We start from the raw sequence: 21,646 nt of genomic DNA, 5'->3' as shown, positions 1-21,646 counted from the left end.
CTTCAGCCGGCCGGGGGCCAGGTCAACGCACCGGTGCCGATGTCGTCGAGGACGGTGTCGATCCACGCCGTCTCGGCGCGTGCGAGGCAGAGCGCGTACTCGGCCTCGATGACGAACAGCCGGGGCGCGCCGGCCGCGAGGGCCTCGGCGAGGCGGCTCTCGTCCGCCGCCGTGCGCTCCCGGAGGCGCCCGACGCGCTCGGTCAGCGCCTCGGCGGCGCCGTCGGGTCCCAGGGCGCCCAGGTAGGTGACGGCTCCGAGGAAGCGGGAGAACTCCCGCTCCGGGTTGCGGATCTGGGAGTCCAGCCGCCGCACGAGTTCCTCGCGGCCCGCTCCCGTCAGCTCGTAGACGGTCCGTTCGGGCCGGTTGCCCGAGCGCTGCTGGCCCCGGGCGGTCACCCAGCCGGCCTCGGCCATCGCGGCGACGGTGTTGTAGAGGGTGCCGCGCGTGATCGCGGCGGCATGGCTGTCGCTGCGTTCCCGCAGCTCGGACAGCATCTGGTAGGGGTGTGCGGCCTGTTCCAGGAGGAGGCCCAGCACGGCCAGCACGATCGGGTTGTCCAGGGCTCGACGAGGCATGGTCGAAATCTATCAGTCCAAATAGACTATTGGTGAGGGGTGAAGGAATCTCCGCTCGGGGCGAAGGACGGGCGAGGCGCGGGCGGACGGCGCGGGTGGAGGTGCTTGATGGTCGCGACGGTCCCAGGCCGGCGCGGCGCGCGAGAGGTTCGCGCGGGCCCCGGCTGCCCGAGGCGAGCAGGAGGAGCCCGACATGTCCGTGGCAGAAACCGAGGTCGACGTCCTGATCGTCGGGGCCGGGCCGGTCGGGCTCACCGCGCGGGCGCTGCTGGAGCGCTGGGGCGTGCCCACCCTGCTGGTCGAGAAACGCCGGGCCCTGTCGCCGTTTCCCCGCTCCCGGCTGGTCAACGCGCGCTCGATGGAGATCTACCGCCAGCTCGGCCTCGCCGACGGCATCGCGGCCCGCGCCTTCGCGCCGGAGTTCGGCCGCATCCGATTCCGCGACACCTTCTGCGCGGGCGATTTCGCCACCGCGCCGATGGCCGGGGTCAACGCGCCGGTCCCGGAGAGCCCGGTGATCGGCGTGGTCACCTCGCAGGACCGGCTGGAGCCCGTCCTGCTCGCCGCAGCCGAGGCGCGGGTGCGGTTCGCAGTCGAGCTCGTCGGCCTGGCCGAAGGGCCGCGGGACGTCCTGGCCACGCTGGTGGACCACCGGCACGGAGGGGCGCGCTCGCGCGTCCGCGCCCGTTACGTGCTGGCCGCCGACGGAGCCGATTCCCCCGTGCGGCGACGGCTGGGGATCGGGACCACCGGCCCCGGAGCGCTGGGCGCCTTCACCACCGTCGTCTTCGACGCCGACCTCGGACGATGGTGCGCCGACCGGCCGGCCGGCGTCTACTTCACCGCGCACGGCTCCTTCGCCCCGCTGTACCCCGAAGGGGGCTGGGCCTGGTTCGGGCCCACCCCCGAGGATCCGGCGGACGTCGACTGGCCCGCTCTCCTCGCGCGCGCCCTCGGCCCCGGCGACGGCGTACGCGCCGACGTGCTGCGGGTCCAGCACTGGGTGATGAACGCCTTCGTCGCCGAACGCCTGCGCAGCGGCCGGATCCTGCTGGCGGGCGACGCCGCCCACGCCGTCCCCGTCTTCGGCGGCCTGGGCATGAACACCGGCCTCGCCGACGTGCACAACCTGTGCTGGAAACTGGCCGGTGTCCTGCGGGGCTGGGCCGGCCCGGGCGTACTGGACACCTACGAGCCCGAACGCCTGCCGGTGGCCGGCCGGACGCTCCGCCGGACGGTGGCCAACACCCGACGCGCGCTCGACGTGCAGGGGCGGCGCCGCGAGCAGCGTACGGCCGGCGGTCCGGCGGCGCGGCCCGGAGAGGTCGAACTACCGTGGTCGGAGGGGTTCTTCGCCCAGCTCGGTCTCGTACTCGGCGTCGCCTACCGCTCCGGCGCCGTGCTCGGGGGCGACGGCACGGCTCCCGACGCGGACGACGTGGCGACCGGGGACACGGACGGCGGGCACACGCACGACGCCGACGACACGGATGACGCCGACGGCGCGGACGACGCGGACACGCACTACGTCCCCACCGCGGAGCCGGGCCACCGCATGCCGCACCTCTGGCTCACCCGTGACCGCTCCACGCTCGACGCCTTCGGCCCGTGGTTCACCCTGCTCACCGCGGACCCCGCCCTCTGGGCGCGCCAGATCGCCCCGTCCTGGCCGTTGCGGATCGAGCCGCTCAGGGGCGAGCACGCGCAGCGCTGTGGACTCGCCCCGCACGGAGCACTGCTCGTCCGCCCCGACGGCCACATCGGCGCCCGCTGGCGGGGCCGCCCGCCGAGCGCCACCAGCCTCCACGACGCGCTCACCACGATCACTTCCGCGCCCCGCCCCTGACGGCCCCGAACGCACCCGACCCGTCAGCCCCGGCGGAACCGGCGGCGGACACCGGACGGGCGGGCGCCGGGCGCCGGCGGGCTCTCGTCGCCGAGTGCACCCCGCGCGCTCCTCCGCCGGGGTGGTTCCCGGCGCTCCGGCGGGCGTGGTGCGGCACGTTCCGCGGGGTGCGGGCGGTGCGCGGGACGAAGCTGTGCGCTGCTTCCCGTACGACGCGCGAGGACCGGAGGTCCGTACCCCCATGACCCACGCACACCCCAGACCGGCGCAGCCGCGCCGCAGACCCGGCGGGAGGGCCGGGCTGCCGGCCGCGCTCGGCCTGGTACTCGTACTCCTGCTGCCCGGCACCGCGCTGGCCGCCCCGGGAGACCTCGACCCCACCTTCGGCCCCGACGGCCGGGTGACGACCGTCTTCCCCGGGTTCGCGGAAGGCCACGACGTCGCCCGGCAGGCCGACGGCAAGCTGGTCGTGGCGGGCCTGAGCCAGGACGGCTTCGCGCTCGCCCGCTACAACACCAACGGCACCCTCGACACCACCTTCGACGGTGACGGCCGGGTGACCAGTGACTTCGGCGGTGGCGCGCACGTGGCCAACGCGGTGGCGGTACAGCCCTCGGACGGGAAGATCGTCGTGGCGGGCACCACCGAGGTGCCCGGGGAAGGAGGCGGCTGCTGCTTCTTCTCCGTGGCCCGCTACAACACCGACGGCAGCCTGGACGGCGGATTCGGCGACGGCGGCCTCGTACGGGTCGACGAGTTCGGCGGGTCCGCCGACGGCGCGGACGTGGCGGTACAGCCCGACGGCAGGATCATCGCCGGGGGCAAGGGCGGCGGTGGCGGCTTCGCGCTGGTCCGCCTGACCACCGACGGAAGCCTCGACCCGAGCCTCGGCGGGGACGGGGCGGTGGTCGCGGGCTTCACCCCGGCCTCGCCCCAGGACGCCGGGGGCACCGCCCGCGGCATGGCCCTCCAGCCGGACGGCAAGGTCCTCCTGGTCGGCTACGTGGGCAACACCGCCTTCGACATCGGCGTCGCCCGCTACAACACCAACGGCACCCTCGACACCACCTTCAGCGGCGACGGCATGGTCACCGCGGACTTCGGCGGCACCGAGTTCGGCAACGCCGTGGCGGTGCAGCCGGACGGGAAGGTCGTCGCCGCGGGTGACGGCGGCGCGGGCATCGCCCTGCTGCGCTACAACGCCGACGGCAGCGCCGACACCGGATTCGGGACCGGCGGACGCCGCTCCGTCGGCTTCCCCGGCGACGGCGGAGGCGCTTCCGCCCTGGCGCTCCAGCCGAACGGAAAGATCGTCACCGCGGGGCAGGCCGACGACCCCAACAGCTCCGAGGCCAACGACTTCGGCCTGGCCCGCTTCAACACCGACGGCACCGTGGACACCGGCTTCGGCGGCGACGGCTTCGTGGTCACCGGCTTCGGGGACTTCGACGCCGCGCGCGGGGTGCTCGTCCAGCCGGACGGGAAGATCGTCGCAGCGGGCTACACGGCCGGCTCCGCCTTCGCCCTCGCCCGCTACGAGGGAGGCGACGGCACACCCCCGCCGCCGCCGAGCGCCAACCTGTCGGTGACGAGGACCGGAACGACCACCGTCAGCATCGGAGACCGCGCCTCGTACACGGTGCGGGTCTCCAACTCGGCGTCCTCCACCGCCACCGCGACCGGCGTCAGCCTGTCCGACACGCTCTCCGGGGCCGGTGTGACCCTCACCTCGGCCACCCCCACCCAGGGCACCTGCACGACCACGGCGACCGCCGCCACCTGCGCCCTCGGCAGCCTGGCGCCGGGCGCGAGCGCGACGGTCACGGTCACCGCCGAACCGCGGGCCACCGGCACGCTCACCGGCACGGCCAGGGTCAGCGCCACCCAGCCGGACCCGGCCGCCTCCGACAACACGGCCACCTCCACCACCTCGGTGAACAACGCACACGGCTGCACGGTCATCGGCACCAGCGGAACCGACACCCTGAACGGCGGCTACTTCAACGACGTGATCTGCGCGCTCGGCGGCAACGACACCGTGCGCGCGAGCTACGGGAACGACACCGTCTACGGCGGCTACGGCAACGACAACATCGACGGCGGCTTCGGCGACGACACCCTCGACGGCGGACCCGGCAGCGACACCCTGACCGGCTACTACGGCAACGACCGCCTCACCACCACCGACGGCGTCGCGGGCAACGACACCGCCAACGGCGGCAGCGGCACCGACACCTGCACCACCGACTCCGGAGACATCCGCATCAGCTGCCCCTGACCCGGGGCCCGATCGCCCGTCGTGCCGTCGCCGCCCCCGCGGCGACGGCACGCGCGCGTCCGGTCCGGTCCGGTCCCGTCGCGTCGCGTCGCGTCCCGTCTCGTCCGGTCCCGTCCCGGTCAGCCGGCCGGGACCGTCACCGTCGGGGTGTTCCACCCGGAGACCCGCAGCCGCGGCGCGGCTCCGCGCAGGTCGCCCGTCCGGTAGGTGGCCGCCAGCGTCGCCGACTCACCCGGCCACAGGCTGATCTGGTTGTCGCTCCACCGCACGGGCAGGACGGGCGCGCCCCCGGCGCCCACCAGATGGACGTCGGTGAGCAGGGCCGGAGTGTTCCCCGTGCCCGCGTGGCGCACGGTCACCGTCGTCGTGGACGTCCCGGACCCGTCGTCCCGCGTCGTCGAGGCCGTCGAGGAGACGGCCGTCCGCGCCATGGTGTTCAGCCCCGTCAGATCGGCGTAGGAGGTGGTGGGCGTGTGGTACCAGTCGGTTTCCGCGTAGTCGAGCACGTCCGCCTCGGTGGACAGCCAGTAGACGTTGCGGCTCACCTCCCGTCCGGCGCGGTCGGTGAGCAGCAGCCGTGCCAGGTAGGTGGTGGACAGGCCCGGGACCGAGGCGGGGACGGTGAGCGCGGTCGTGCTCGCGCCGTCGCCCGCGACGTCGAGCCCGGTCACCGTCCGGTCGTACGCCGGCCTGCCGTCCGTGCCGAACAGCGTGACCCGCGCCGTCAGCCCGGAGGCCCCGGACGTCCGGTTGTTGACGACGGTCACCGCGCGGTCGTCGTAGCCGTACTGGACGTGCAGGGGCTCGTTCGCCTTCTTCGCCCCGAAGTAGGCGCCGCCCTGGTCGAGGTAGCGGTCCACCAACTGCCAGTGCAGCGAGGTCCAGCCGCTGTTGAACATCCAGTAGACCACGCCGGTGGACGGCTCGGAGGCGTCCTTGGCGTTGCGGGCGTACGCCTCGAACTGCGCGCGCACGTTCTCGTACTGCGCCAGCTGCGCCTTGCGCACGTAGTCCTCCAGCCCGGTGGGGGGACCGTAGCGGTTCGACAGCGCGTCGTCGTACAGCCCGAGCGTCGAGAAGGTCGCCGAGGGGGAGCGGTGGTACTGGGCGGCGGACGGATCCTTCCAGAGGGTTTCCAGCTCGGCGGGCGACATCATGCGGCGCAGCGTGTCGAGGGTCGGGACGTCCGGGCCGGCGCTGGTCTCGGAGTTGAAGCCGGTGGCCCCGCCCTGCCGCTTGTCGTACCAGTACGAGGGCGGGACCCAGTCGTACGGGCCGGTCATCTTCATCCCGGAGTTCCCGCTGATCGGCGAGGAGGCGTCGGAGGCCGCGGGAATCACCGGGGCCGTCCAGTCGGCCGCCTTCAGGGCGTCGAGGTACCCCTGTTCGATGGTCCGGTTCGGCGCGAAGTCGCTGCCGATCAGGAAGGAGGCGATGCTGGGGTGGTGGCGCAGCCGGGCCGCTTCGGCGGCCATGGAGGCCTTGGCCACCGGGTAGTCGGCGGCCTCCCACCGCTCGCCGGCCTCGGTGCCGTTGACCTCCCCCTCCCACTTGCCGCAGCACTCCCAGCCGGGAAGCGTCAGGATCCCGTACCGGTCGGCGAGGTCGAAGAACTCGTCGGGTTCGAGGTGCCCTTCCAGCCGGAGGGTGTTCAGACCGAGGTCGAGGGCGTACCGCAGCCGGTCCTCGACGTATACCGGGTCCCAGCGCAGGAACTCGTCGGGGGACCAGCCGCCCCCCTTGATCAGCAGCGGGCGGCCGTTGACCTCGTACTGCCGGGCGCCGTCGGCGTTCAGCGGGGCCCGCACCTCACGGATCCCGAAGGACTGGTGCGCGGTGTCGGAGGGTGTGCCGTCCACGGTCGCGGTCAGGTCGAGTGCGTACATCGGCTGCCCGCCCATCGAGGCGGGCCACCACACGCGGGGCGCGCGCAGCCGGAGCGCGGGGTGGTCGGCGGGGGAGAAGACCACCGTCCTGGTCTCGTGGGGCGCGAGGGTGACGCTGCGGCTGACGGCGGCCGGACCGGCGGTACCGGACACCGTGGTGGTGACGGTGGCAGGAGAGTCGTTGCGCACCCGGGCCTTGACGGTGAGGTCGGCGGAGGACATCGACGGCAGGGCCAGGGAGGTCACCACGTGCGCGTCGCCCAGGGCGACCGGCCCGCCGCGGCGGACCGACACGTCCCGGACCAGGCCCATGTTCCCGTCGGGCGGCGGTTGCAGCCAGTCGAGCCAGCCCATCGTGAGCCGTTTGCGCGGATCGTTGGGCCGGACCCGGAAGGCGACGGTGTTGGTGCCCGCCGTGATCAGGTCGGTGACGTCGAGTTCGTGCCGGGTGTACGCGCCCGCGACCGTGGCCGCCGGGGAGACGAGGCGGCCGTTGACGAAGACGTCGGCGGCGGAGACGACCCCGCTGAAGTCCAGGTACGTACGCAGGGCCGGGTCGGTGACGACGAAGTCGGACCGGTACCACCAGGGCACGGTGAAGTCCGCGGCCCGGACCTCTTTGAGACGGGTGGAGTAGAAGGGGTCGGGGTGGACACCGGCCGCGAGCAGGGCCGCGAGGACGGTGGAGCGGGAGCCGGCCGGATACCAGCCGGCCGTCGGATAGCCCGGCCCGGAGACGGCGGACCCCGGGTCCGCCACCTTGGCGGTCGACTGGATCGCGTACCCGGACAGGACGGTCCGGTGGCCCGGTACCGAGCCCACCCGGGTCGCCGCGGGCCCGGGGGCCGGCTGCGGAGCGGGCGGCACGCGGGACGTGCCGGCGGTGAGGGTCAGGAACAGGGCGGTGACGGCCAGGGTGGCGGTCCGTCCGCGCAGGCGGCTGCGGCGGTGGAACAAGGGGGGTCCTCCCGCGGGGGACGGGGCCGGGATTCCGCGCGGTGCCGAGTCTGCCACGGCCGGGCACGCGGACGGCGGCGACAGCCCGTGGGGCGCGCCCGCGAGTACGGGCCGCGCGCCGACGATGGCATCCTGGTGTGCGGTTTCGTGGCCGCTGTCCGGCCGGATTGATCCTCGTCGGCCGGGAGTGCCCGCTGAACACCGTCATAGCCGAGTCGCTGTCGCTCGCCCTGTTGCTGGGCGTGCTGGCCTTCGCCGTCGTACGCCCGCGCGGGCTGCCCGAGGCCACCGCCGCCGTACCGGCCGCCGCGGCGCTGATCGGGCTCGGGGTGGTCTCCCCGCAGGCCGCGTGGGAGCAGACCCGCGAGCTGCTGCCGGTGGTCGGCTTCCTGGCGGTGATCCTGGCGCTCGCCCGGCTCTGCGCCGACGAAGGACTGTTCCGGGCGGCCGGTGACGCGGTGGCCCGCAGGTGCGGGAGCGGTCCCAAGACCCTGCTGGGCGGGGTCTTCGCCGTCGCCGCGGTGATCACCGCCGCACTGAGCCTGGACGCGACCGTGGTGCTGCTGACCCCGGTGGTGTTCGCGACGGCCGCCCGCATCGGCGCCCGGCCCCGGCCGCACGTGTACGCGACCGCGCACCTGGCGAACTCCGCCTCCCTGCTCCTGCCCGTCTCCAACCTGACCAACCTGCTGGCCTTCACCGCCAGCGGCCTGTCCTTCACCCGCTTCGCCGCCCTGATGACCCTGCCCTGGCTGGCCGCGATCGCCGTCGAGTACGCGGCCTTCCGCCGCTTCTTCCGGGCCGACCTGGCCGCCGTACCGGCGGAGCGGCCGAGCACCGGGGAGGACGCCGCGCCGGTGCCCCGGTTCACGCTGGTGGTACTCGCGCTGACGCTGGCGGGATTCGCGCTGGCCTCGTTCGCGGGGGCCGGGCCCGCCTGGGCCGCCCTCGCGGGCACCCTCGTCCTGGCGGGCCGCGCGCTGGTCCGGCGCCGCACGACGCCGCGCCGGCTCGTCGCCTCCGCCGCACCCGCGTTCTGCCTGTTCGTCCTGGCACTGGGCGTCGTCGTACGGGCCGTGGTCGACCACGGCCTCGGCGACGCCCTCGCCACCGTCCTTCCCGCGGGCGACTCCTTCCCCGCCCTGCTGGCCACGGCCGCGGTCGGCGCGCTCCTGGCGAACCTGATCAACAACCTGCCGGCCGTCCTGGCCCTGCTCCCGCTGGCCGCCCCGGCCGGCCCCGGTGCCGTCCTCGCCGTGCTGATCGGCGTGAACATCGGCCCCAACCTGACCTACGTCGGCTCGCTCGCCACCCTGCTGTGGCGGCGCATCGTCCACGATCACGACGACCGGGTGGCCCTCGGAGAGTTCAGCCGCCTCGGACTGCTGACCACTCCGGCAGCGCTCGCGGCCGCGGTGGCCGCGCTCTGGGCCGCACTGAGGGTGATCGGCGCCTGAGCCCGGCCGGATCCAGGGACCCACGGACCTCGTGGTGCCCGGCGGGGCGCGGCCGGAGCGGGGCGCGGGCAGGCCGGACACCACCAGGTCCGGGGCGCGTCCGGCGGCGCCGGCCGGGGCCCGGGGCGAGGGGGCGGGTCGCGCGCCGGTCGGCGCACCGCCGAGGGGTGGGACGGTGCGCGGGTCGGGGGAATCGGCCGCCCCGCCGCTTCTTGACTCGTGTAACCTCCGACGTAGGCAGGTACGAACCGAGCACGAGGAACGTCGAGCGACGTCATGGCCGAAGAAACCCCCGTCCCCGCCCCGATCACCAGTGCCGACGTGGCCCGCCTCGCCGGTGTGTCGCGCGCCACCGTCTCGTTCGTGCTCAACGGCACCCAGGGCCACCGGGTCAGCGAACCCACGCGCGCACGGGTCCTCGACGCGGCCCGTCGGCTCGGTTACGTCCCCCACGCCGCCGCCCGGTCCCTGCGCGCCGGACGCAGCAACCTCGTCCTCCTGCCGGCGTCGGTCTCCGCGATCGGCCGCCTCGTGAGCGAATGGGTCGACGACCTGTACGGCGAACTCGACCGCCACGGCTACACGGCGGTGCTGCACGCCGGTCGGTTCACCGACCCCGTCGAGGCCGCGCGGGCCTGGGCCGAACTGCGCCCGGCGGCGGTCATCGCCCTCGACGGCGACCGCCTCACCGCCCCGGCCGCCGACCTGCTGCGCCGCGCCGGGGTCCGCGGGGTGCTGGCCTTCGCCTCAGGTTCCGTGCCCGGTGTCCACACCGTCGGCTTCGACCACGCCCACATCGGCGCCACCGCCGCCGAGCACCTCATCGCCCGCGGCCGCACCCGGATCGGGGTCGTCATGCCGCGTGAGCGCGGCCTCGGCACCCTCGCCGGGCCGCGCCTGGCGGGGGTCGAGGCGGTCGCCGCCCGCCACATGACCACGGTCACCCCGGTGGAACTGGCCTACACCCGGGAGTCCGCGACCGGGCTCGCCCGGCGCTGGAGGCGCCTGGACCTGGACTCCGTCTTCGCCTACAACGACGAGTACGCCGCGCTGCTCCTGCACGCGCTGCGGGCCGAGGGCGTCACGGTGCCCGACGAGGTGGCGATCGTGGGCTCGGACGATCTGGTCCTCTCCGGGCTCCAGCAGCCCGCGCTCACCACGATCCGCCTGGAAATGCCCACGCCCGCCCGGATCGCGGACGCCGTGCACGAGCTGATCGAGACCGGTGCGACCGGGCCCGTCCCCGCGACGGAGGCCGTCCTCGTGCACCGCCGGTCCTCCTGACCTCCTCGTCTCCGGCCGTCTCCGCCCGCCCGTCCGTCCGCCGCCCGTCCGGCCTCCCGCCCCGTGCTTCCCGCCGTCCCGGCGGCCACGGTCGCGCGCGCTCCGGACGGCGGGTCCGTGTCCGCGGCCGTAGGGTGGAACTGCCAGGAGGAGGCGCCGTGGCGGCATCGCCCCATGGCAGTGCGCGCCCCGCCACAGGGCCGGGTGCCGTCCGGCCCGCGGCCGTCCGAGAGCGGCCGCCACCGCAGGCCACGTGCCGGCGGCGGCTCCCCACGACCCCCCTACGAAGGGGAATATCCATGCGCACCAAGAACAGCCGGATCCGCCGCGTGTGCGCCGTCGCCTGTACGGCCCCGCTGCTCGTGCTCGGCAGTGCCCTCACCGCGAGCGCCGCCCGGGCGGCAGCACCGGCAGTGGCGCCTGCCGCCCTCACCCGCGCCGTGCAGCAGTCCTCCGCGAGCGAGATCCTCTCCCTGGTCAACGCAGAACGGGCCAAGGCCGGTTGTGAGCCCCTCAAGGAGGACCCGCGACTCATGCAGGCCGCCCAGGCCCATGCCGACGACATGGCCGCGAACCACCTCACCGCGCACACGGGCTCCGACGGTTCCAGTGACCTGCAGCGGATGGAACGGGCCGGCTACTCACCCGCCGGGCCCTCCTCCGAGAACGTCTCCGGACCGGGCCACCACTCCTCGAAGTCCCACGTCGACGGCTGGATGGCCAGCAACCGCGGGCACCGCGCCGCCATTTTGAACTGCACCTACAAGGAGACCGGGATCGGGACGAGCGGCGAGTACGCCGTGCAGTTGTTCGCCGTCCAGTCGCGGTAGCGGACCGATCCCCGGTCGGGCGCGGGGAGCGCGGGGTGGCGGGGCCCGGCCCGGCCGGGTGCGAGAAGGGTCAGGTCCCCGCCGCCTCCAGGTGGCGGGCCAGGAACGCCACGCTCTCCGCGACGATCGCAGGGACCTCCGGGGAGCCGAGGACGGGCGCGGACTGCTGCTCGTCCAGCTGCCGGCCGCCGAGGCGGGAGGCGAACTCGGCGTCACGGTGGACGAGTTCGGCAAGGCGGTGCGGGTGAGCGTCCCCGCCGCCTGAGCCGGGGCGCCCCGCCGATCGGTCGCCGGTCAGCGCGCCCCGACGGCCCCTCCCGCTGCGCGCCCGGGGGTGCGGTCCCGGGGCCTGGGGGACAGCGCCGCTCGCAGCGCCGGGGCGAGGACGTGGCGGGCCTGCGCCGGGGTGAGCGACGCAGGGGTGGGGAGGGGATTGAGATAGCGGGTGTAGACGAGGCCGCCGAGGATCGTCACCACGGCCGTCGCCCGCGCCGTCGCGTCCCGGCCGCCGAGGAATTCAACGAGCCGGGCCAGCAGTTCGTGTTCCAGGTACTCGCGGATCGCCTCGGCGGCCTCGTCGCCCCGGGCGGTGAGCCGGCGGAAGTCGGCGTCCTCCCACAGGGCCGTCACCGCGTCGATCAGGCGGTCGGGGAGGGTGGCCGGGTCTCCGTCGAGGACGTCGTCCACCGTCAGCGCGGTGGCGCACTGGAACTGCATGACGTCCGCGAACAGGCCCTTCTTCGAGCCGAAGTGGTACGAGATCAGGGCCGGGTCGACCCCGGCGGCCCCGGCCACCGCGCGCAGGGTGGTGCCGCGGTAGCCGTGCTCCAGGAACAGCGAACGGGCCGACGCGACGATCGACTCGCGGGTCGGCGGATTGCCCCGGGGGCGGCCCCGGGGGCGGGCGGGGGCGGCGACGTCGTTATTCATCAACGTTGAGCCTGCGTTTCGTGATCGGCACAGTCAAGGGCGTTCCACCGACCACACGAAGGGACTCCCCGACATGATGCGCATCGCGGTATTCGGCGCGAACGGTCCGACCGGCCGCCACCTCACCGAACAGGCCCTCGCCGCCGGCCACGAGGTCGTCGCCGTGACCCGCCGCCCCGGTTCCCTCCCCGCACGGCCGGGTCTGACCGTGGCCGTCGCGGACGCCACCGACCCGGTGGCGGTGAGCGCCGCGATCGACGGGACGGACGCCGTGCTCTCCGCGCTGGGCGCACGCCCCGGCGGCGGGACCGTCACCACGTACTCGGCGAGCGCCACCGCGATCGCCTCGGCCATGGCCCGCCACGGCGTCCGGCGCCTGCTGGCCGTCACGTCCAGCGTCGCCGACCCGAACTGGCACCCCACCGGCGCGCACTTCTTCAACCACGTCTTCGACCCGCTGGTGAACCGACGGCTCGCCCGCCCGGTGCACGAGGACATGCGCCGCATGGAGGCCGCCGTCCGGGAGACGGACCTCGACTGGACCCTCGTCCGTCCCTCGGGCCTCTTCGAGCACCCCGTCGTCACGGACTACCGCACGGCCGAGAGCAGCGCGGACGGCGTGTTCACCGCCCGTACCGACCTCGCCGCGAGCATGCTGCGCGAACTGGGGGAGCGGCGCTACGTCCGTACGGCCATGGGCGTCATCACCACGGCCGTGAAGCCGAACGTCGCCAAGCTGGTCTGGAACGAGGGCGTGAGGAAGAAGTGAGCCGCCCGGCCGTCCGACTCCCGTCCGCGGCAGCCGAGTTCCTCAGCCGCCCCGATCCGGGCGTCCTCACCACCCTCCGCGCCGACGGCACCCCGCACGCCGCCCCCGTCCGCTTCACCTTCGACGCCGCCGACGGCCTCGTCCGGGTGACCACCCGGGCGGGGGCGTGCAAGGCCCGGAACGTGCTGGCGGGCGGCCCGGCGGCCCGGGTCGCGCTCTGCCAGGCGGACCGCTTCCGCTGGGTCACCCTGGAGGGCCGGGCCCGCGTCACGGACGACCCCGGGCGGCTGGCCGAAGCGGTGCGGCGCTACACCGACCGCTACCGCACCCCGCCGCCCGCCCCGTCGGACCTGGTCGTCGTGGAGATCGCCGTCGACCGCGTCCTCAGCCTCAACCTCTGATGTCCCCCGAGTGTCCCCCGAGCAGAAAGCGGAGCCACACCACGATGCCCACCCTCCCCGTCCTCGGATCCACCCTCCACCACCGCGAGGCCGGCGACCCCGACGGGCTGCCGTTCGTCTTCCTCCACGGCAACCCCACCTCCTCCCACCTGTGGCGCAACGTCCTGCCCGGTGTCGCCGCGCCCGGCCGCCGCCTGCTGGCCCCCGACCTCATCGGCATGGGCGGGTCGGGCAAGCCCGACCTCGCCTACTCCTTCGACGACCACGCCCGTTACCTCGACGCCTGGTTCGACGCGCTCGGCATCGACGAGGCGGTGCTCATCGGCCACGACTGGGGTGGTGCCCTCGCCTTCGACCGCGCCGCCCGCCTTCCCGGTACCGTCCGCGGCCTCGCCTTCACCGAGACGATCGTCAAGCCGCTGGTCGGCGACGAGTTCCCGGCCGCGGGCCGGCAGCTGTTCACCCTCCTGCGCACCCCCGGGGTGGGCGAGCGGATGATCCTGGAGGAGTCGCTGTTCATCGAGGGCCTCCCGGACACCCTCGCCACCCCGCTCGCCCCCGCCGACCTCGATGTCTACCGCCGGGCCTTCCCCACACCGCACAGCCGCCGACCGGTCCTGGCGTGGGCGCGGATGATGCCGCTGGACGGCGAGCCCGCCGATGTCGTGGCCCGCGTCGAGCGCTACGGGTCCTGGCTGTCCTCCAGCCCCGACGTCCCGAAGCTGCTCGCGGCGTTCGAGCCGGGACCGGGCGCGATGACCGACCGGGGGGCGGTGGCCTGGTGCGAGGAGAACATCGCGGGTCTGGAGACGTCCCACCACGGGCCCGCCGGCCACCATTCCCCCGAGGACCGGCCGGCGGAACTGGCCGCGGCCATCAGCTCCTGGGCCGACCGCCACGGCCTGGCACGGCCCCGGCCCGTGTCCGTGGAACCGGCCGGCCACGCCCGCGGTCATGGCGCCCCGGCCGCGTGACACCCGCTTCCGCCGGGCCGGCGTGCCTGACGGGATGCCGCGAACAACATGCCGACCGGTGTCACGCCCGCCGGCCCACGCGACCACGTGGGCCGTACTGGGCGCCGCACTGCCCGCGTTGCTCACCCGCGGGGGCAGCGGCAGCGGCGCCGCCACGGGCGTCGGTACCGGTGAGCTGCTCGCGTTGGCAGCCGACTGCGTGGAGCAGTCCGGAGCCGCCTCCCCCGAGCCGGTCGGCCTCGCCGCCGCGGCGGCCGGCACCGGCCGCTCCCGGCTGGTCACCCAGTCCGCCCGCCTGCACGACGTCCGCGCAGGCCGCGCTGGAGACGGCCCGCAGGGCGCTCAGTCGACGCAGAACTCGTTGCCCTCGACGTCCTGCATCACGATGCACGAATCGTCGCCGCCGTCGTACAGCAGACGCACGCGCACCGCGCCGAGCGCGATCAGGCGGGTGCACTCGGCTTCGAGCGTGGCGAGGCGCTCTTCGCCCACGAGCCCGGTGCCGACCCTGACGTCGAGATGCACCCGGTTCTTGCCGGCCTTGCCCTCGGGAACGCGCTGGAAGTACAGCCGCGGGCCCACCCCCGAGGGGTCGCTGCAGGCGCACCACGAACCCTGGTCCTCAGGAGACTGGGCGCTTTCGTATGCGTCCCAGGTGGCGAACCCCTTCGGGGTGGCTATGGCGTAACCCAGCACCTCGCACCAGAAGCGGGCGACACGCCCGGGTTCCGCGCAGTCGAAAGTGACCTGGAACTGCTTGATCGTTGACATCGGCGCACCATAGCAGCGGGGCTCCGCCGCCCATCTCCCGGCAGGAATGCAGATGTTGCCGAGGGTGGCGACACCCCCGCCCGGTGGCACCCGGCGTGGCCGGAGGCAGCGAGGGCCGACCGGCGTCGGTCCGGGCGGCGGGCCGATCCGAGGGGCGGGGTCCGTCGGCCGACCGGGCACCCCGCACGTCCGTACGCGCGTTCGCGGCCGGTCGACGCGCGCATCCGCCTACCGGGCATTTCGGCTCGTTTTTCGCCACTCTGGGCGCAGTCGACGCCACCGGAGGGCTCCCCGCCCCGCGCTTCCGGCCGACGGCTCCCGGACCGTCTGCGCCGGGTTTCCCCTTCCTTCCGCCCGCCCCCGACGGAAAGCGTCACGATGGCCACGATGCGATTCCCCTCCGCCCACCGCGCCACGACCGGCAGCACCACCCCCTACGACGTCGGCCTGCCCGTACTGCGCCTCGTGCTCGGCACGATCATGGGCGTTCACGGCACCCAGAAACTGTTCGGCTGGTTCGACGGCCCGGGCCTGGGCACCACCGGCCGCTTCTTCGAGAAGGCCGGCTACCCGACGGGCGAGACCATGGCGGCGATCGCCGGTCTGACCGAGACGCTGGGCGGGCTGGGCCTGATCCTCGGCCTCCTCACCCCCTTGTCCGCCGCGGCGATCGTCGGCGTGATGATCAACGCCGTCACCGTCAAGTGGACCGGGGCGTTGATCGGCCTGGAGGGCGTCGAGTTCGAGGCCCTGATCATCGCCGCTGCCGTCACGCTCGCCCTCACGGGCCCGGGCCGCTTCGCCCTCGACCGCTTCCTGCCCGTGCTCCGCGACCACCGGGCGGTCTACGGAGTCCTGGCCCTCGCCCTGGCGGTGGTGCTGGCGGCCGGCGTGCTGCTGATGAGGGACTGACCCGGACCCCGGACGCCGGACCCCGGACGCCGGCCCCCGGACGCCGGACCCCGGACCTCGGACCCCGGGCGCCTCCGGTCGGCAAGATCGGCTCAGAGGTGACCGGAAACCGGCATTCGGGGAATCCTGGATGTATATCCTCGCTCTCCACCACGCGGGCGACGTACTCCTGGAGGCAACATGAGTGAGCGGCCGGTCCTTCTGCCCTACACCGACCCGGCCTTCGTCGCGGACCCCTTCCCCCTGTACGCGAAACTGCGCGAGGACGGCCCCGTACGCCACGTCCTCATCGGAGGTGGCCTGGAGGCCTGGCTCGTCACCCGCTACGAGGACGCGCTCGCCGCACTGTCCGACCGCCGCCTCAGCAGCGACGTGCGCGACGCCGCGGACACCCGCCTCCTGCAGCAGCTCCCCGAAACGGAACGCGAGTCGATGCTGAGCAACATGCTCCGCAGCGACCCGCCCGACCACACCCGGCTGCGCCGGCTGGTCTCCAAGGCGTTCACGGCCCGCCGCGTCGCGGCCATGCGGCCCCGGATCCAGGCCGTCACCGACCACCTGCTCGACGCGGTCGCCGAGACCGGCCGGGCCGACCTCATCGCGGACTTCGCGCTCCCGCTGCCCGTCACGGTGATCAGCGAACTGCTCGGCGTGCCGGTCGACGACCGCCACGACTTCCAGCAATGGACCGACCGCATGATCATGCGGGGCCCCGAGCTGCCGGATCCGGCCGTCGTGAACGAGGCCTGGCAGCACATGCGCGCCTACGTCACCGAGCTCATCCGCGCCAAACGGCAGGACCCCGGAGACGACCTGCTCGGCGCCCTCGTCACCGCCCGGGACGAGGAACAGCGGCTGTCCGAGGACGAGCTGATCGCCATGGTCTTCCTGCTCCTGGTCGCCGGGTACATCACCACCGTCAACCTGATCGGCGGCGGCATCGCCATGCTGCTCGCCCACCCCGACCAACTCGACCTGCTGCGCTCCGATCCGGGACTGCTGCCCGGCGCGATCGAGGAGTTCCTCCGCTACGACGGCCCCGTCAACCCGGGCATCGCCCGTTTCGCGCGCGAGGACGCGGAGATCGCGGGAGTGACGGTCCCGCGCGGCGCGACCGTGCTGATCGGCGCGGCCGTCGCCGACCGCGACCCGGCACGCTTCCCCGCCCCCGAACGACTGGACATCACCCGGCAGGACAACGCCCATCTCGCCTTCGGACACGGCATCCACTACTGCCTGGGCGCGCCCCTGGCCCGCCTGGAGGGCCAGATCGCCATCGGGACCGCCCTGCGCCGGCTTCCCGGACTCGCCCTCGCCGTGGCCCCGGACGAACTCCCGTGGCGGCCGGGCGGGCTGCGCGGGCCCGAGGCACTGCCGGTGACCTTCACCCCCGGCGGCTGACCGGGGTGCGCCGTGAGCCGGCGGGGGCGAAGCGGCCGGCGCTGCGGGGGCGGCGCGGTCCCCACGCCGCGTGCACGAGGCAGCCCGCCGCCGCGCCGGCCGCGTACCAGAACAGATCGGGTGCGTTGAAGGTGGATCCCAGTATCAGACGGGCGACGGCGCTGCGTTGGGCGAGCTCCGCCGGCAAAGGGCTGAGCTGCAGGAACTCGACCGCCCAGCTGATGGCCAGTGCTGTGCCCGCGGCCCGCAGGGGTGTCAGCCGCGGTGCCACCAGAACGACCAGGGAGAGGACCAGGACGGTGTAGAGCGCGTCCCCGCCGTACTTGGCCACGCTCCCCGCCGCCACGGCCCTGAGCCCCAGCCCCGCTCCGACGGTCACCACCGCGGCCCCGGCGGCCACGACACGCGTCCGGACAGTGGCAGCCGGAACCGGAACCGGAGCCGAAGCGTGTTCGCGGGGCGCGGGGATGAGGTCCATGCGGTCATCCTGCCGGACGCGCGCCGACCGGACGGCCGCCGACCGGCCGCGTCCACACCGGGCCGAGGCGGATCCCGGACGGCGGTGTAGTCCGTACCGGGGGTGGAGTCCGGCGCTCAGGGCGTGTAGGGCCCGCCCGGGCGGGCATCGCTGCCACGCTCGTCACCCATGGATGTCAGCACCTTCTACGCCCTCTTCTCCGCCACCTGCTTCACCCTGGTCGGCCTGTGGCGGAACGTGGTGCAGAGCCATCCGGAATGGATGCGCGAACCCGCCCTGCGCAGGATCGTGGGCGGGATCTACCTGTCCTTCCTGCTGCCCGCCCTGATGGGACTCTTCGCCCAGGTCGGCGGCACGGAACAGCCACAGATCTGGCGGGCGGCCTTCATCGCCCTCGCCGTGGTCGGCTGCCTGTGCACCCTGAGGCTGCTCACCCGCGCCGGTGCCCGCGGCGACCACTTCGTCACCTGGCAGCAGGCCGGTGCCGCCCTGCTCTACCTGCTGATCGCCGTCGTCGGCGCGTTCCCCGAACTCGCCGTTCACATCGGCCTGCGTCCCGTCCAGGCCGAGGCCCTCATACTGATCGCGCTGATCATCCTGGGCCACGCCCTCGTCTGGCGCTTCATGGCGGGGGAGGGCCGCCCGGCGGAACGACCGTGACCGGTGGCCCGCGGCGCCGTCGGGCCGGGCCCCGCCCCGGCGGCGCGTCAGCTCTCGCGGGCCATGACGCGCCGGGCCGCCTCGGCCTCGGCCGCGGGCGGAGACAGTTCGTCGAGGGTGTCGAGCTCGTCGTCCGACGCCAGCTCCTGCTCCCACGCCGCCGCGAGCCGCTCCTGCTCCTCGTGCGGACTGCCGGCGACGGCCTCCCGGTGCTGCGGATCCAGAGCCGCGAGGAACCGTCCGACCGCGTCCTTCGCCATGTGCCGTACTCCTTCTCGGTGGGGGAGGGGCGGCGCCGACCGCGGTGCCGCGCCCGGCCCAGGATGGCGAACCCGGCCGGTCCCGGCCGCCCGACACGGCACGCCACCACCCGAATGCCTGCCGGGACCGGGCGGTCCCCCTGCTCCCGGCCGGGTCCCAGGAGCGCGATGTGCCCCGGCCGGGCCCCCGTGGCGGGCCCGGCCGGGGCGCGAACGTCCAGCGGGTGCGGGCGCCATGGGGCTGCTCTAGCGTCGAAGGAGGGAGGGGCGCCCTGCCGAGCCGGTCCGGTACGGGGCCGGGCCCGGCGGCCGTCGCCGGCCGCGCGCTCGGCGCCGTTCCCCGGCGGATCCGGCACGCCCACGCGCCGGGCCGCGAGACGACCCCGGAGAGCAGGTACGTCCCATGCGCACGTCGACCCGTATCGCAGGTGTCCTCACCGGCCTGACCCTCGCACTCGGTGGCGCTTCCTTCGTCGCCCCCGCCGCCCACGCGGACGTCACGGCCTGCATCAACCAGGTCGAGCGGGAGCTGCAGGGCGGCGAGGCCCCGGACTCGGTCCGGATGGCGTGTTACGTCGGGCTGACCGGTGACCAGGCGCAGTGCGTCCGCGGCCTCACCGCCGGCGGCGTGACGAACGGCACCGCGGTGAGCGCGTGCCGGGTGGCGCCCGAGTAGGCGCTGCCCCCTCCCGCAGCAGACCACCGGTGCTGGCGGACCCTGCCCGGACTGCTGCGCGAGGCAGGCCCGACCGACGTCAGGGCGGTGGCGGAGGGACTCGCCACCGACGAGGAGATCGACCGGCACCTGGCGAACGTCGCCACCGGACGCCTCGACCTGGCCACAGCCCCGATGATCTCCGCGATCTACGCCTGGGGCCGCCGCCCGTAACCCCCGGAACGCGCCCGGCCGGTGGCCGTCACACCCGGGAGGCCCCATCCGGCCGGACCCGGGCCAGTACCCGGTCCGCCAACTCCCCGGGAGACAGGGAACCGTCCAGGAACACGGTGCCGCCGGGCAGCGCACCGGCCGCGCCCACGCACGCCTCGATCCTGCCCTTGGCCCAGTGCCGCACCCGCTGCTCCCGCTCGGGATCGTCCGGGAAGAAGGTCCGGCCGTCGATCCGCTGCTCCAGGGTCTCCCGCGGGACCGTGAGGAAGAAAGACGATCAACGCGATCCCCCCGCCCCGGCCGTGTCCGCTTGTCGGAGCCGGTGATGCGGATCAGCATGCCGTGCGGCCGGGGCGGGGCCAAATCCTCCGTGCGGCTTCGGCGTTCGCGGTAGGGGCCCGCCGGGCCGGTCAGGTGCGCGGGCCCGTGTCGAAGGTGGGCGGCTTGACGCCGCTGACGCACCCGGTCTTCGGGGCCGTCGGGTCGTTGAGGAACGAGAGGGTGATCTCCTGCGCGCACGGGGACGCCGCGAAGGTCACGTGGGCGACGTACGGGATGGTGACGGCCGTGGCCCGGCTCAGCGTGCGGGCGGCGTACTCCCCGCTGCGCGCCCCGGTCTGGGCGTCGAACCCGCCCGACAGGACGAGGGTGGGGATGGCGCTGCGCGTCACGTCGCGGACCGAGCGCGGTGCGGCGGGAACCTTCCAGGCGTCGCAGTCGGCGTGGAGGAAGGTGAGCTGGGGAGCGTTGACCTGGACCGAGCGGGGGAAGGACGGGAACGCCGCCCGTCCGGCCCGCAGGGTGTCGGCCTCGCTCTCGAAGGGCACCCACTCCCGGCAGAACACCCCGTACGCCAGCCCGTGCGAGACCCGCCCGATCGCCTGGGGGCTGAACTTGGCGCCCGCCCACTGCTCGGCGATCCGCCGGGGGTTGCCGTGGGCGAGCTCGTCGAGGGAGCGGGGTACGCCGGCCGCCACGTGGGTGGCGGAGGTCATCCAGTTGACCAGCGTCCCGCCGTCCAGCACGACCTTCACCGGCTGCGCACGGCCCGGCACCTTGACGGTGGTGGTGACCGGTTTGGCTTCGAGCTGACGGACCAGGTGGTCGAAGGTGGCCGACAGGTTCGGGTAGCGACGGTCGCACGCGGGCTGCCGTGCGCACGCCCGGAACAGGCCGTCGAAGCCCTGGCGGGCGCTGCTCCAGGTCAGGGCGGAACCGGCGGTGGACGGCGGCAGGATCCCGTCGATGCCGACGGACCGGATCCCCTGGGGGTGGTCGCGCATGTAGATGAGGGCCAGGTCGGTGCCGTAGGAGATGCCGAACACGTTCCACTGCGGCAGACCCAGCGCGAGGCGCAGGTCCGCGTAGTCGGTGGCGCTCTCGGTGCTGTCGTAGGCGCTGAGTTCGGCTCCGCGGCCGATCAGCTGCTCCCGGCAGGTGCGCGTGGCGTCGACGTGCAGGCGCTGCGTGGACGGCGCGTCGTAGACCAGGCCGACCGAGCGAGCGGCGAACTCGTCGATGCCGGGGCACGTCAGCACCGGGTCGGCCGAGTACGTGCCGCGCTGTGACATGAGGATGAGGTCGCGGTCGCGGTTGAGCCCGCCGTCGACCGCCAACTGGGCCTCCCCGACGGAGTCGTCGCCGGGGCCGCCGGCGAACCACACCACCGGGTCCGGCTTCGGCCGCTCCGTGGCCGCGGGCACGACGGCGACACCCAGGCTGATCTTCCGGCCCCCGGGCTCCGCACGGTTCTCGGGCACGGTGAGCGTCCCGCAACGGGCGCCCTTGAGGGCGGGAATCGGGTCCGGGGTCTTCGGGCAGGGGCCCGGCTCGTAGTGGGCGTCGCCGACCGTGCGCGGGGTCGTGCCGATCGCCGTTCCGGCGGCCGGACTCGGGCCACCGACGGCGCCGTGGGCGGGAGCCGCCACGAGGCCGGTGACGAGGATGCCGGTCGCCAGCCCGGCCGGCACGGCACGCAGGCGCCGTACGGCGCGGCGGCGGCGGGGTGCTTCGGTGGGTCCCATCAGGCCTCCCGGTCACTTCGGAGCGATCCTGAGCGGTTTCGGTGCGAGGTCGGCGACGCGG

The 21,646-nt window shown here is 74.4% G+C and carries 21 protein-coding genes and 1 pseudogene; 14 read left to right on the top strand and 8 right to left on the bottom strand.

Annotated features, from left to right (window positions below; translation table 11 throughout):
• Positions 1-2 precede the first annotated feature (2 nt).
• Positions 3-578: a PadR family transcriptional regulator gene (locus tag OG295_RS00855; protein WP_371675007.1), complete on the bottom strand. Its 576-nt coding sequence runs from the start codon at positions 576-578 to the stop codon at positions 3-5.
• Positions 579-771: 193 nt separating this feature from the next.
• Between OG295_RS00855 and OG295_RS00850 the strand changes: the two genes are divergently transcribed.
• Positions 772-2,424 (top strand): FAD-dependent monooxygenase, encoded by a 1,653-nt coding sequence (locus OG295_RS00850; protein WP_371675006.1) that lies wholly within the window; start codon positions 772-774, stop codon positions 2,422-2,424.
• Positions 2,425-2,665: 241 nt separating this feature from the next.
• The gene (locus OG295_RS00845; protein WP_371675005.1) at positions 2,666-4,702 is read left to right on the top strand and encodes a calcium-binding protein; all 2,037 of its coding nucleotides are present in this window, start codon (positions 2,666-2,668) and stop codon (positions 4,700-4,702) included.
• A 119-nt stretch (positions 4,703-4,821) separates the two neighbouring features.
• On the opposite strand, the gene OG295_RS00840 is transcribed toward OG295_RS00845, so the two are convergent.
• Positions 4,822-7,545 carry an exo-beta-D-glucosaminidase gene (locus OG295_RS00840; RefSeq protein ID WP_371675004.1) on the bottom strand — a complete coding sequence of 908 codons (2,724 nt, stop codon included), beginning with the start codon at positions 7,543-7,545 and terminating at the stop codon, positions 4,822-4,824.
• A gap of 218 nt (positions 7,546-7,763) precedes the next feature.
• Here OG295_RS00840 and OG295_RS00835 point away from each other — a divergent pair, with 218 nt between their 5' ends.
• The 4 genes from OG295_RS00835 (at position 7,764) to OG295_RS00820 (ending at position 11,381) form a co-directional block, all read left to right on the top strand.
• The gene (locus tag OG295_RS00835; RefSeq protein WP_371681067.1) at positions 7,764-9,002 is read left to right on the top strand and encodes an SLC13 family permease; all 1,239 of its coding nucleotides are present in this window, start codon (positions 7,764-7,766) and stop codon (positions 9,000-9,002) included.
• 276 nt (positions 9,003-9,278) lie between these two features.
• Positions 9,279-10,286: a LacI family DNA-binding transcriptional regulator gene (locus OG295_RS00830; protein WP_371675003.1), complete on the top strand. Its 1,008-nt coding sequence runs from the start codon at positions 9,279-9,281 to the stop codon at positions 10,284-10,286.
• 299 nt (positions 10,287-10,585) lie between these two features.
• Entirely contained in the window at positions 10,586-11,116 is a 531-nt protein-coding gene (locus OG295_RS00825; RefSeq protein WP_371675002.1) for a CAP domain-containing protein, read from the top strand.
• Between the two features lie 91 nt (positions 11,117-11,207).
• Positions 11,208-11,381, top strand: coding sequence for a hypothetical protein (locus tag OG295_RS00820; RefSeq protein ID WP_371675001.1), 174 nt, complete (start codon positions 11,208-11,210; stop codon positions 11,379-11,381).
• A gap of 29 nt (positions 11,382-11,410) precedes the next feature.
• Here the strand turns inward: OG295_RS00820 and OG295_RS00815 are convergent, their stop codons facing one another.
• The gene (locus OG295_RS00815) at positions 11,411-12,046 is read right to left on the bottom strand and encodes a TetR family transcriptional regulator (RefSeq protein ID WP_371675000.1); all 636 of its coding nucleotides are present in this window, start codon (positions 12,044-12,046) and stop codon (positions 11,411-11,413) included.
• Between the two features lie 76 nt (positions 12,047-12,122).
• On the opposite strand from OG295_RS00815, the gene OG295_RS00810 reads away from it, so the two are divergent.
• The 3 genes from OG295_RS00810 to OG295_RS00800 are packed head-to-tail and all read left to right on the top strand — an operon-like array spanning position 12,123 to position 14,190.
• Complete coding sequence (locus OG295_RS00810; protein ID WP_371681066.1) at positions 12,123-12,815, top strand: NAD(P)-dependent oxidoreductase; 693 nt, start codon at positions 12,123-12,125, stop codon at positions 12,813-12,815.
• Positions 12,812-13,216, top strand: a complete 405-nt coding sequence (locus OG295_RS00805) for a pyridoxamine 5'-phosphate oxidase family protein (protein ID WP_371674999.1) — start codon at positions 12,812-12,814, stop codon at positions 13,214-13,216. Before OG295_RS00810 ends, OG295_RS00805 begins: the two co-directional genes overlap by 4 nt.
• Positions 13,216-14,190 carry a haloalkane dehalogenase gene (locus OG295_RS00800; RefSeq protein ID WP_371674998.1) on the top strand — a complete coding sequence of 325 codons (975 nt, stop codon included), beginning with the start codon at positions 13,216-13,218 and terminating at the stop codon, positions 14,188-14,190. The genes OG295_RS00805 and OG295_RS00800 overlap by 1 nt, the downstream gene beginning before the upstream one ends.
• A 342-nt stretch (positions 14,191-14,532) precedes the next feature.
• Here the strand turns inward: OG295_RS00800 and OG295_RS00795 are convergent, their stop codons facing one another.
• Positions 14,533-14,961 (bottom strand): VOC family protein, encoded by a 429-nt coding sequence (locus tag OG295_RS00795; RefSeq protein ID WP_371674997.1) that lies wholly within the window; start codon positions 14,959-14,961, stop codon positions 14,533-14,535.
• Between the two features lie 387 nt (positions 14,962-15,348).
• Here OG295_RS00795 and OG295_RS00790 point away from each other — a divergent pair, with 387 nt between their 5' ends.
• Entirely contained in the window at positions 15,349-15,873 is a 525-nt protein-coding gene (locus OG295_RS00790) for a DoxX family protein (RefSeq protein WP_371674996.1), read from the top strand.
• Positions 15,874-16,053: 180 nt separating this feature from the next.
• Positions 16,054-17,274, top strand: a complete 1,221-nt coding sequence (locus OG295_RS00785; protein ID WP_371674995.1) for a cytochrome P450 — start codon at positions 16,054-16,056, stop codon at positions 17,272-17,274.
• Here the strand turns inward: OG295_RS00785 and OG295_RS00780 are convergent.
• Positions 17,258-17,752, bottom strand: coding sequence for a DUF2809 domain-containing protein (locus OG295_RS00780; RefSeq protein ID WP_371674994.1), 495 nt, complete (start codon positions 17,750-17,752; stop codon positions 17,258-17,260). The two genes, OG295_RS00785 and OG295_RS00780, sit on opposite strands and share 17 nt — an antisense overlap.
• 168 nt (positions 17,753-17,920) lie before the next feature.
• Here OG295_RS00780 and OG295_RS00775 point away from each other — a divergent pair, with 168 nt between their 5' ends.
• On the top strand, positions 17,921-18,412 hold the full coding sequence (locus OG295_RS00775; protein WP_371674993.1) for a hypothetical protein: 492 nt from the start codon (positions 17,921-17,923) through the stop codon (positions 18,410-18,412).
• A 47-nt stretch (positions 18,413-18,459) separates the two neighbouring features.
• Here OG295_RS00775 and OG295_RS00770 read toward each other — a convergent pair whose 3' ends face one another.
• Positions 18,460-18,672, bottom strand: coding sequence for a hypothetical protein (locus OG295_RS00770; RefSeq protein ID WP_371674992.1), 213 nt, complete (start codon positions 18,670-18,672; stop codon positions 18,460-18,462).
• 403 nt (positions 18,673-19,075) lie between these two features.
• On the opposite strand from OG295_RS00770, the gene OG295_RS00765 reads away from it, so the two are divergent.
• Both OG295_RS00765 and OG295_RS00760 read left to right on the top strand, forming a co-directional pair.
• Positions 19,076-19,348: a hypothetical protein gene (locus OG295_RS00765; RefSeq protein WP_371674991.1), complete on the top strand. Its 273-nt coding sequence runs from the start codon at positions 19,076-19,078 to the stop codon at positions 19,346-19,348.
• 18 nt (positions 19,349-19,366) lie between these two features.
• Positions 19,367-19,561 (top strand): annotated as a pseudogene (locus OG295_RS00760) (SAM-dependent methyltransferase); the annotation flags it as partial.
• Between the two features lie 28 nt (positions 19,562-19,589).
• On the opposite strand, the gene OG295_RS00755 reads toward OG295_RS00760, so the two are convergent.
• Together OG295_RS00755 and OG295_RS00750 are read right to left on the bottom strand one after the other, a co-directional pair.
• Positions 19,590-19,745, bottom strand: a complete 156-nt coding sequence (locus OG295_RS00755; protein ID WP_371674990.1) for a hypothetical protein — start codon at positions 19,743-19,745, stop codon at positions 19,590-19,592.
• A 226-nt stretch (positions 19,746-19,971) separates the two neighbouring features.
• Positions 19,972-21,585: an alpha/beta fold hydrolase gene (locus OG295_RS00750; protein ID WP_371674989.1), complete on the bottom strand. Its 1,614-nt coding sequence runs from the start codon at positions 21,583-21,585 to the stop codon at positions 19,972-19,974.
• Positions 21,586-21,646 lie beyond the last annotated feature (61 nt).

The organism is Streptomyces sp. NBC_01276 (assembly GCF_041435355.1).
GTDB lineage: Bacteria > Actinomycetota > Actinomycetes > Streptomycetales > Streptomycetaceae > Streptomyces.
This window is presented reverse-complemented; position numbering and strand designations above follow the sequence as displayed.

Coding starts and splice junctions, on each gene's coding strand:
- OG295_RS00855 (WP_371675007.1), bottom strand. CDS start 578: ATGCCTCGTCGAGCCCTGGACAACCCGATCGTGCTGGCCGTGCTGGGC.
- OG295_RS00850 (WP_371675006.1), top strand. CDS start 772: ATGTCCGTGGCAGAAACCGAGGTCGACGTCCTGATCGTCGGGGCCGGG.
- OG295_RS00845 (WP_371675005.1), top strand. CDS start 2,666: ATGACCCACGCACACCCCAGACCGGCGCAGCCGCGCCGCAGACCCGGC.
- OG295_RS00830 (WP_371675003.1), top strand. CDS start 9,279: ATGGCCGAAGAAACCCCCGTCCCCGCCCCGATCACCAGTGCCGACGTG.
- OG295_RS00825 (WP_371675002.1), top strand. CDS start 10,586: ATGCGCACCAAGAACAGCCGGATCCGCCGCGTGTGCGCCGTCGCCTGT.
- OG295_RS00815 (WP_371675000.1), bottom strand. CDS start 12,046: ATGAATAACGACGTCGCCGCCCCCGCCCGCCCCCGGGGCCGCCCCCGG.
- OG295_RS00810 (WP_371681066.1), top strand. CDS start 12,123: ATGCGCATCGCGGTATTCGGCGCGAACGGTCCGACCGGCCGCCACCTC.
- OG295_RS00800 (WP_371674998.1), top strand. CDS start 13,216: ATGTCCCCCGAGTGTCCCCCGAGCAGAAAGCGGAGCCACACCACGATG.
- OG295_RS00795 (WP_371674997.1), bottom strand. CDS start 14,961: ATGTCAACGATCAAGCAGTTCCAGGTCACTTTCGACTGCGCGGAACCC.
- OG295_RS00790 (WP_371674996.1), top strand. CDS start 15,349: ATGCGATTCCCCTCCGCCCACCGCGCCACGACCGGCAGCACCACCCCC.
- OG295_RS00785 (WP_371674995.1), top strand. CDS start 16,054: ATGAGTGAGCGGCCGGTCCTTCTGCCCTACACCGACCCGGCCTTCGTC.
- OG295_RS00780 (WP_371674994.1), bottom strand. CDS start 17,752: ATGGACCTCATCCCCGCGCCCCGCGAACACGCTTCGGCTCCGGTTCCG.
- OG295_RS00775 (WP_371674993.1), top strand. CDS start 17,921: ATGGATGTCAGCACCTTCTACGCCCTCTTCTCCGCCACCTGCTTCACC.
- OG295_RS00770 (WP_371674992.1), bottom strand. CDS start 18,672: ATGGCGAAGGACGCGGTCGGACGGTTCCTCGCGGCTCTGGATCCGCAG.
- OG295_RS00765 (WP_371674991.1), top strand. CDS start 19,076: ATGCGCACGTCGACCCGTATCGCAGGTGTCCTCACCGGCCTGACCCTC.
- OG295_RS00750 (WP_371674989.1), bottom strand. CDS start 21,585: ATGGGACCCACCGAAGCACCCCGCCGCCGCCGCGCCGTACGGCGCCTG.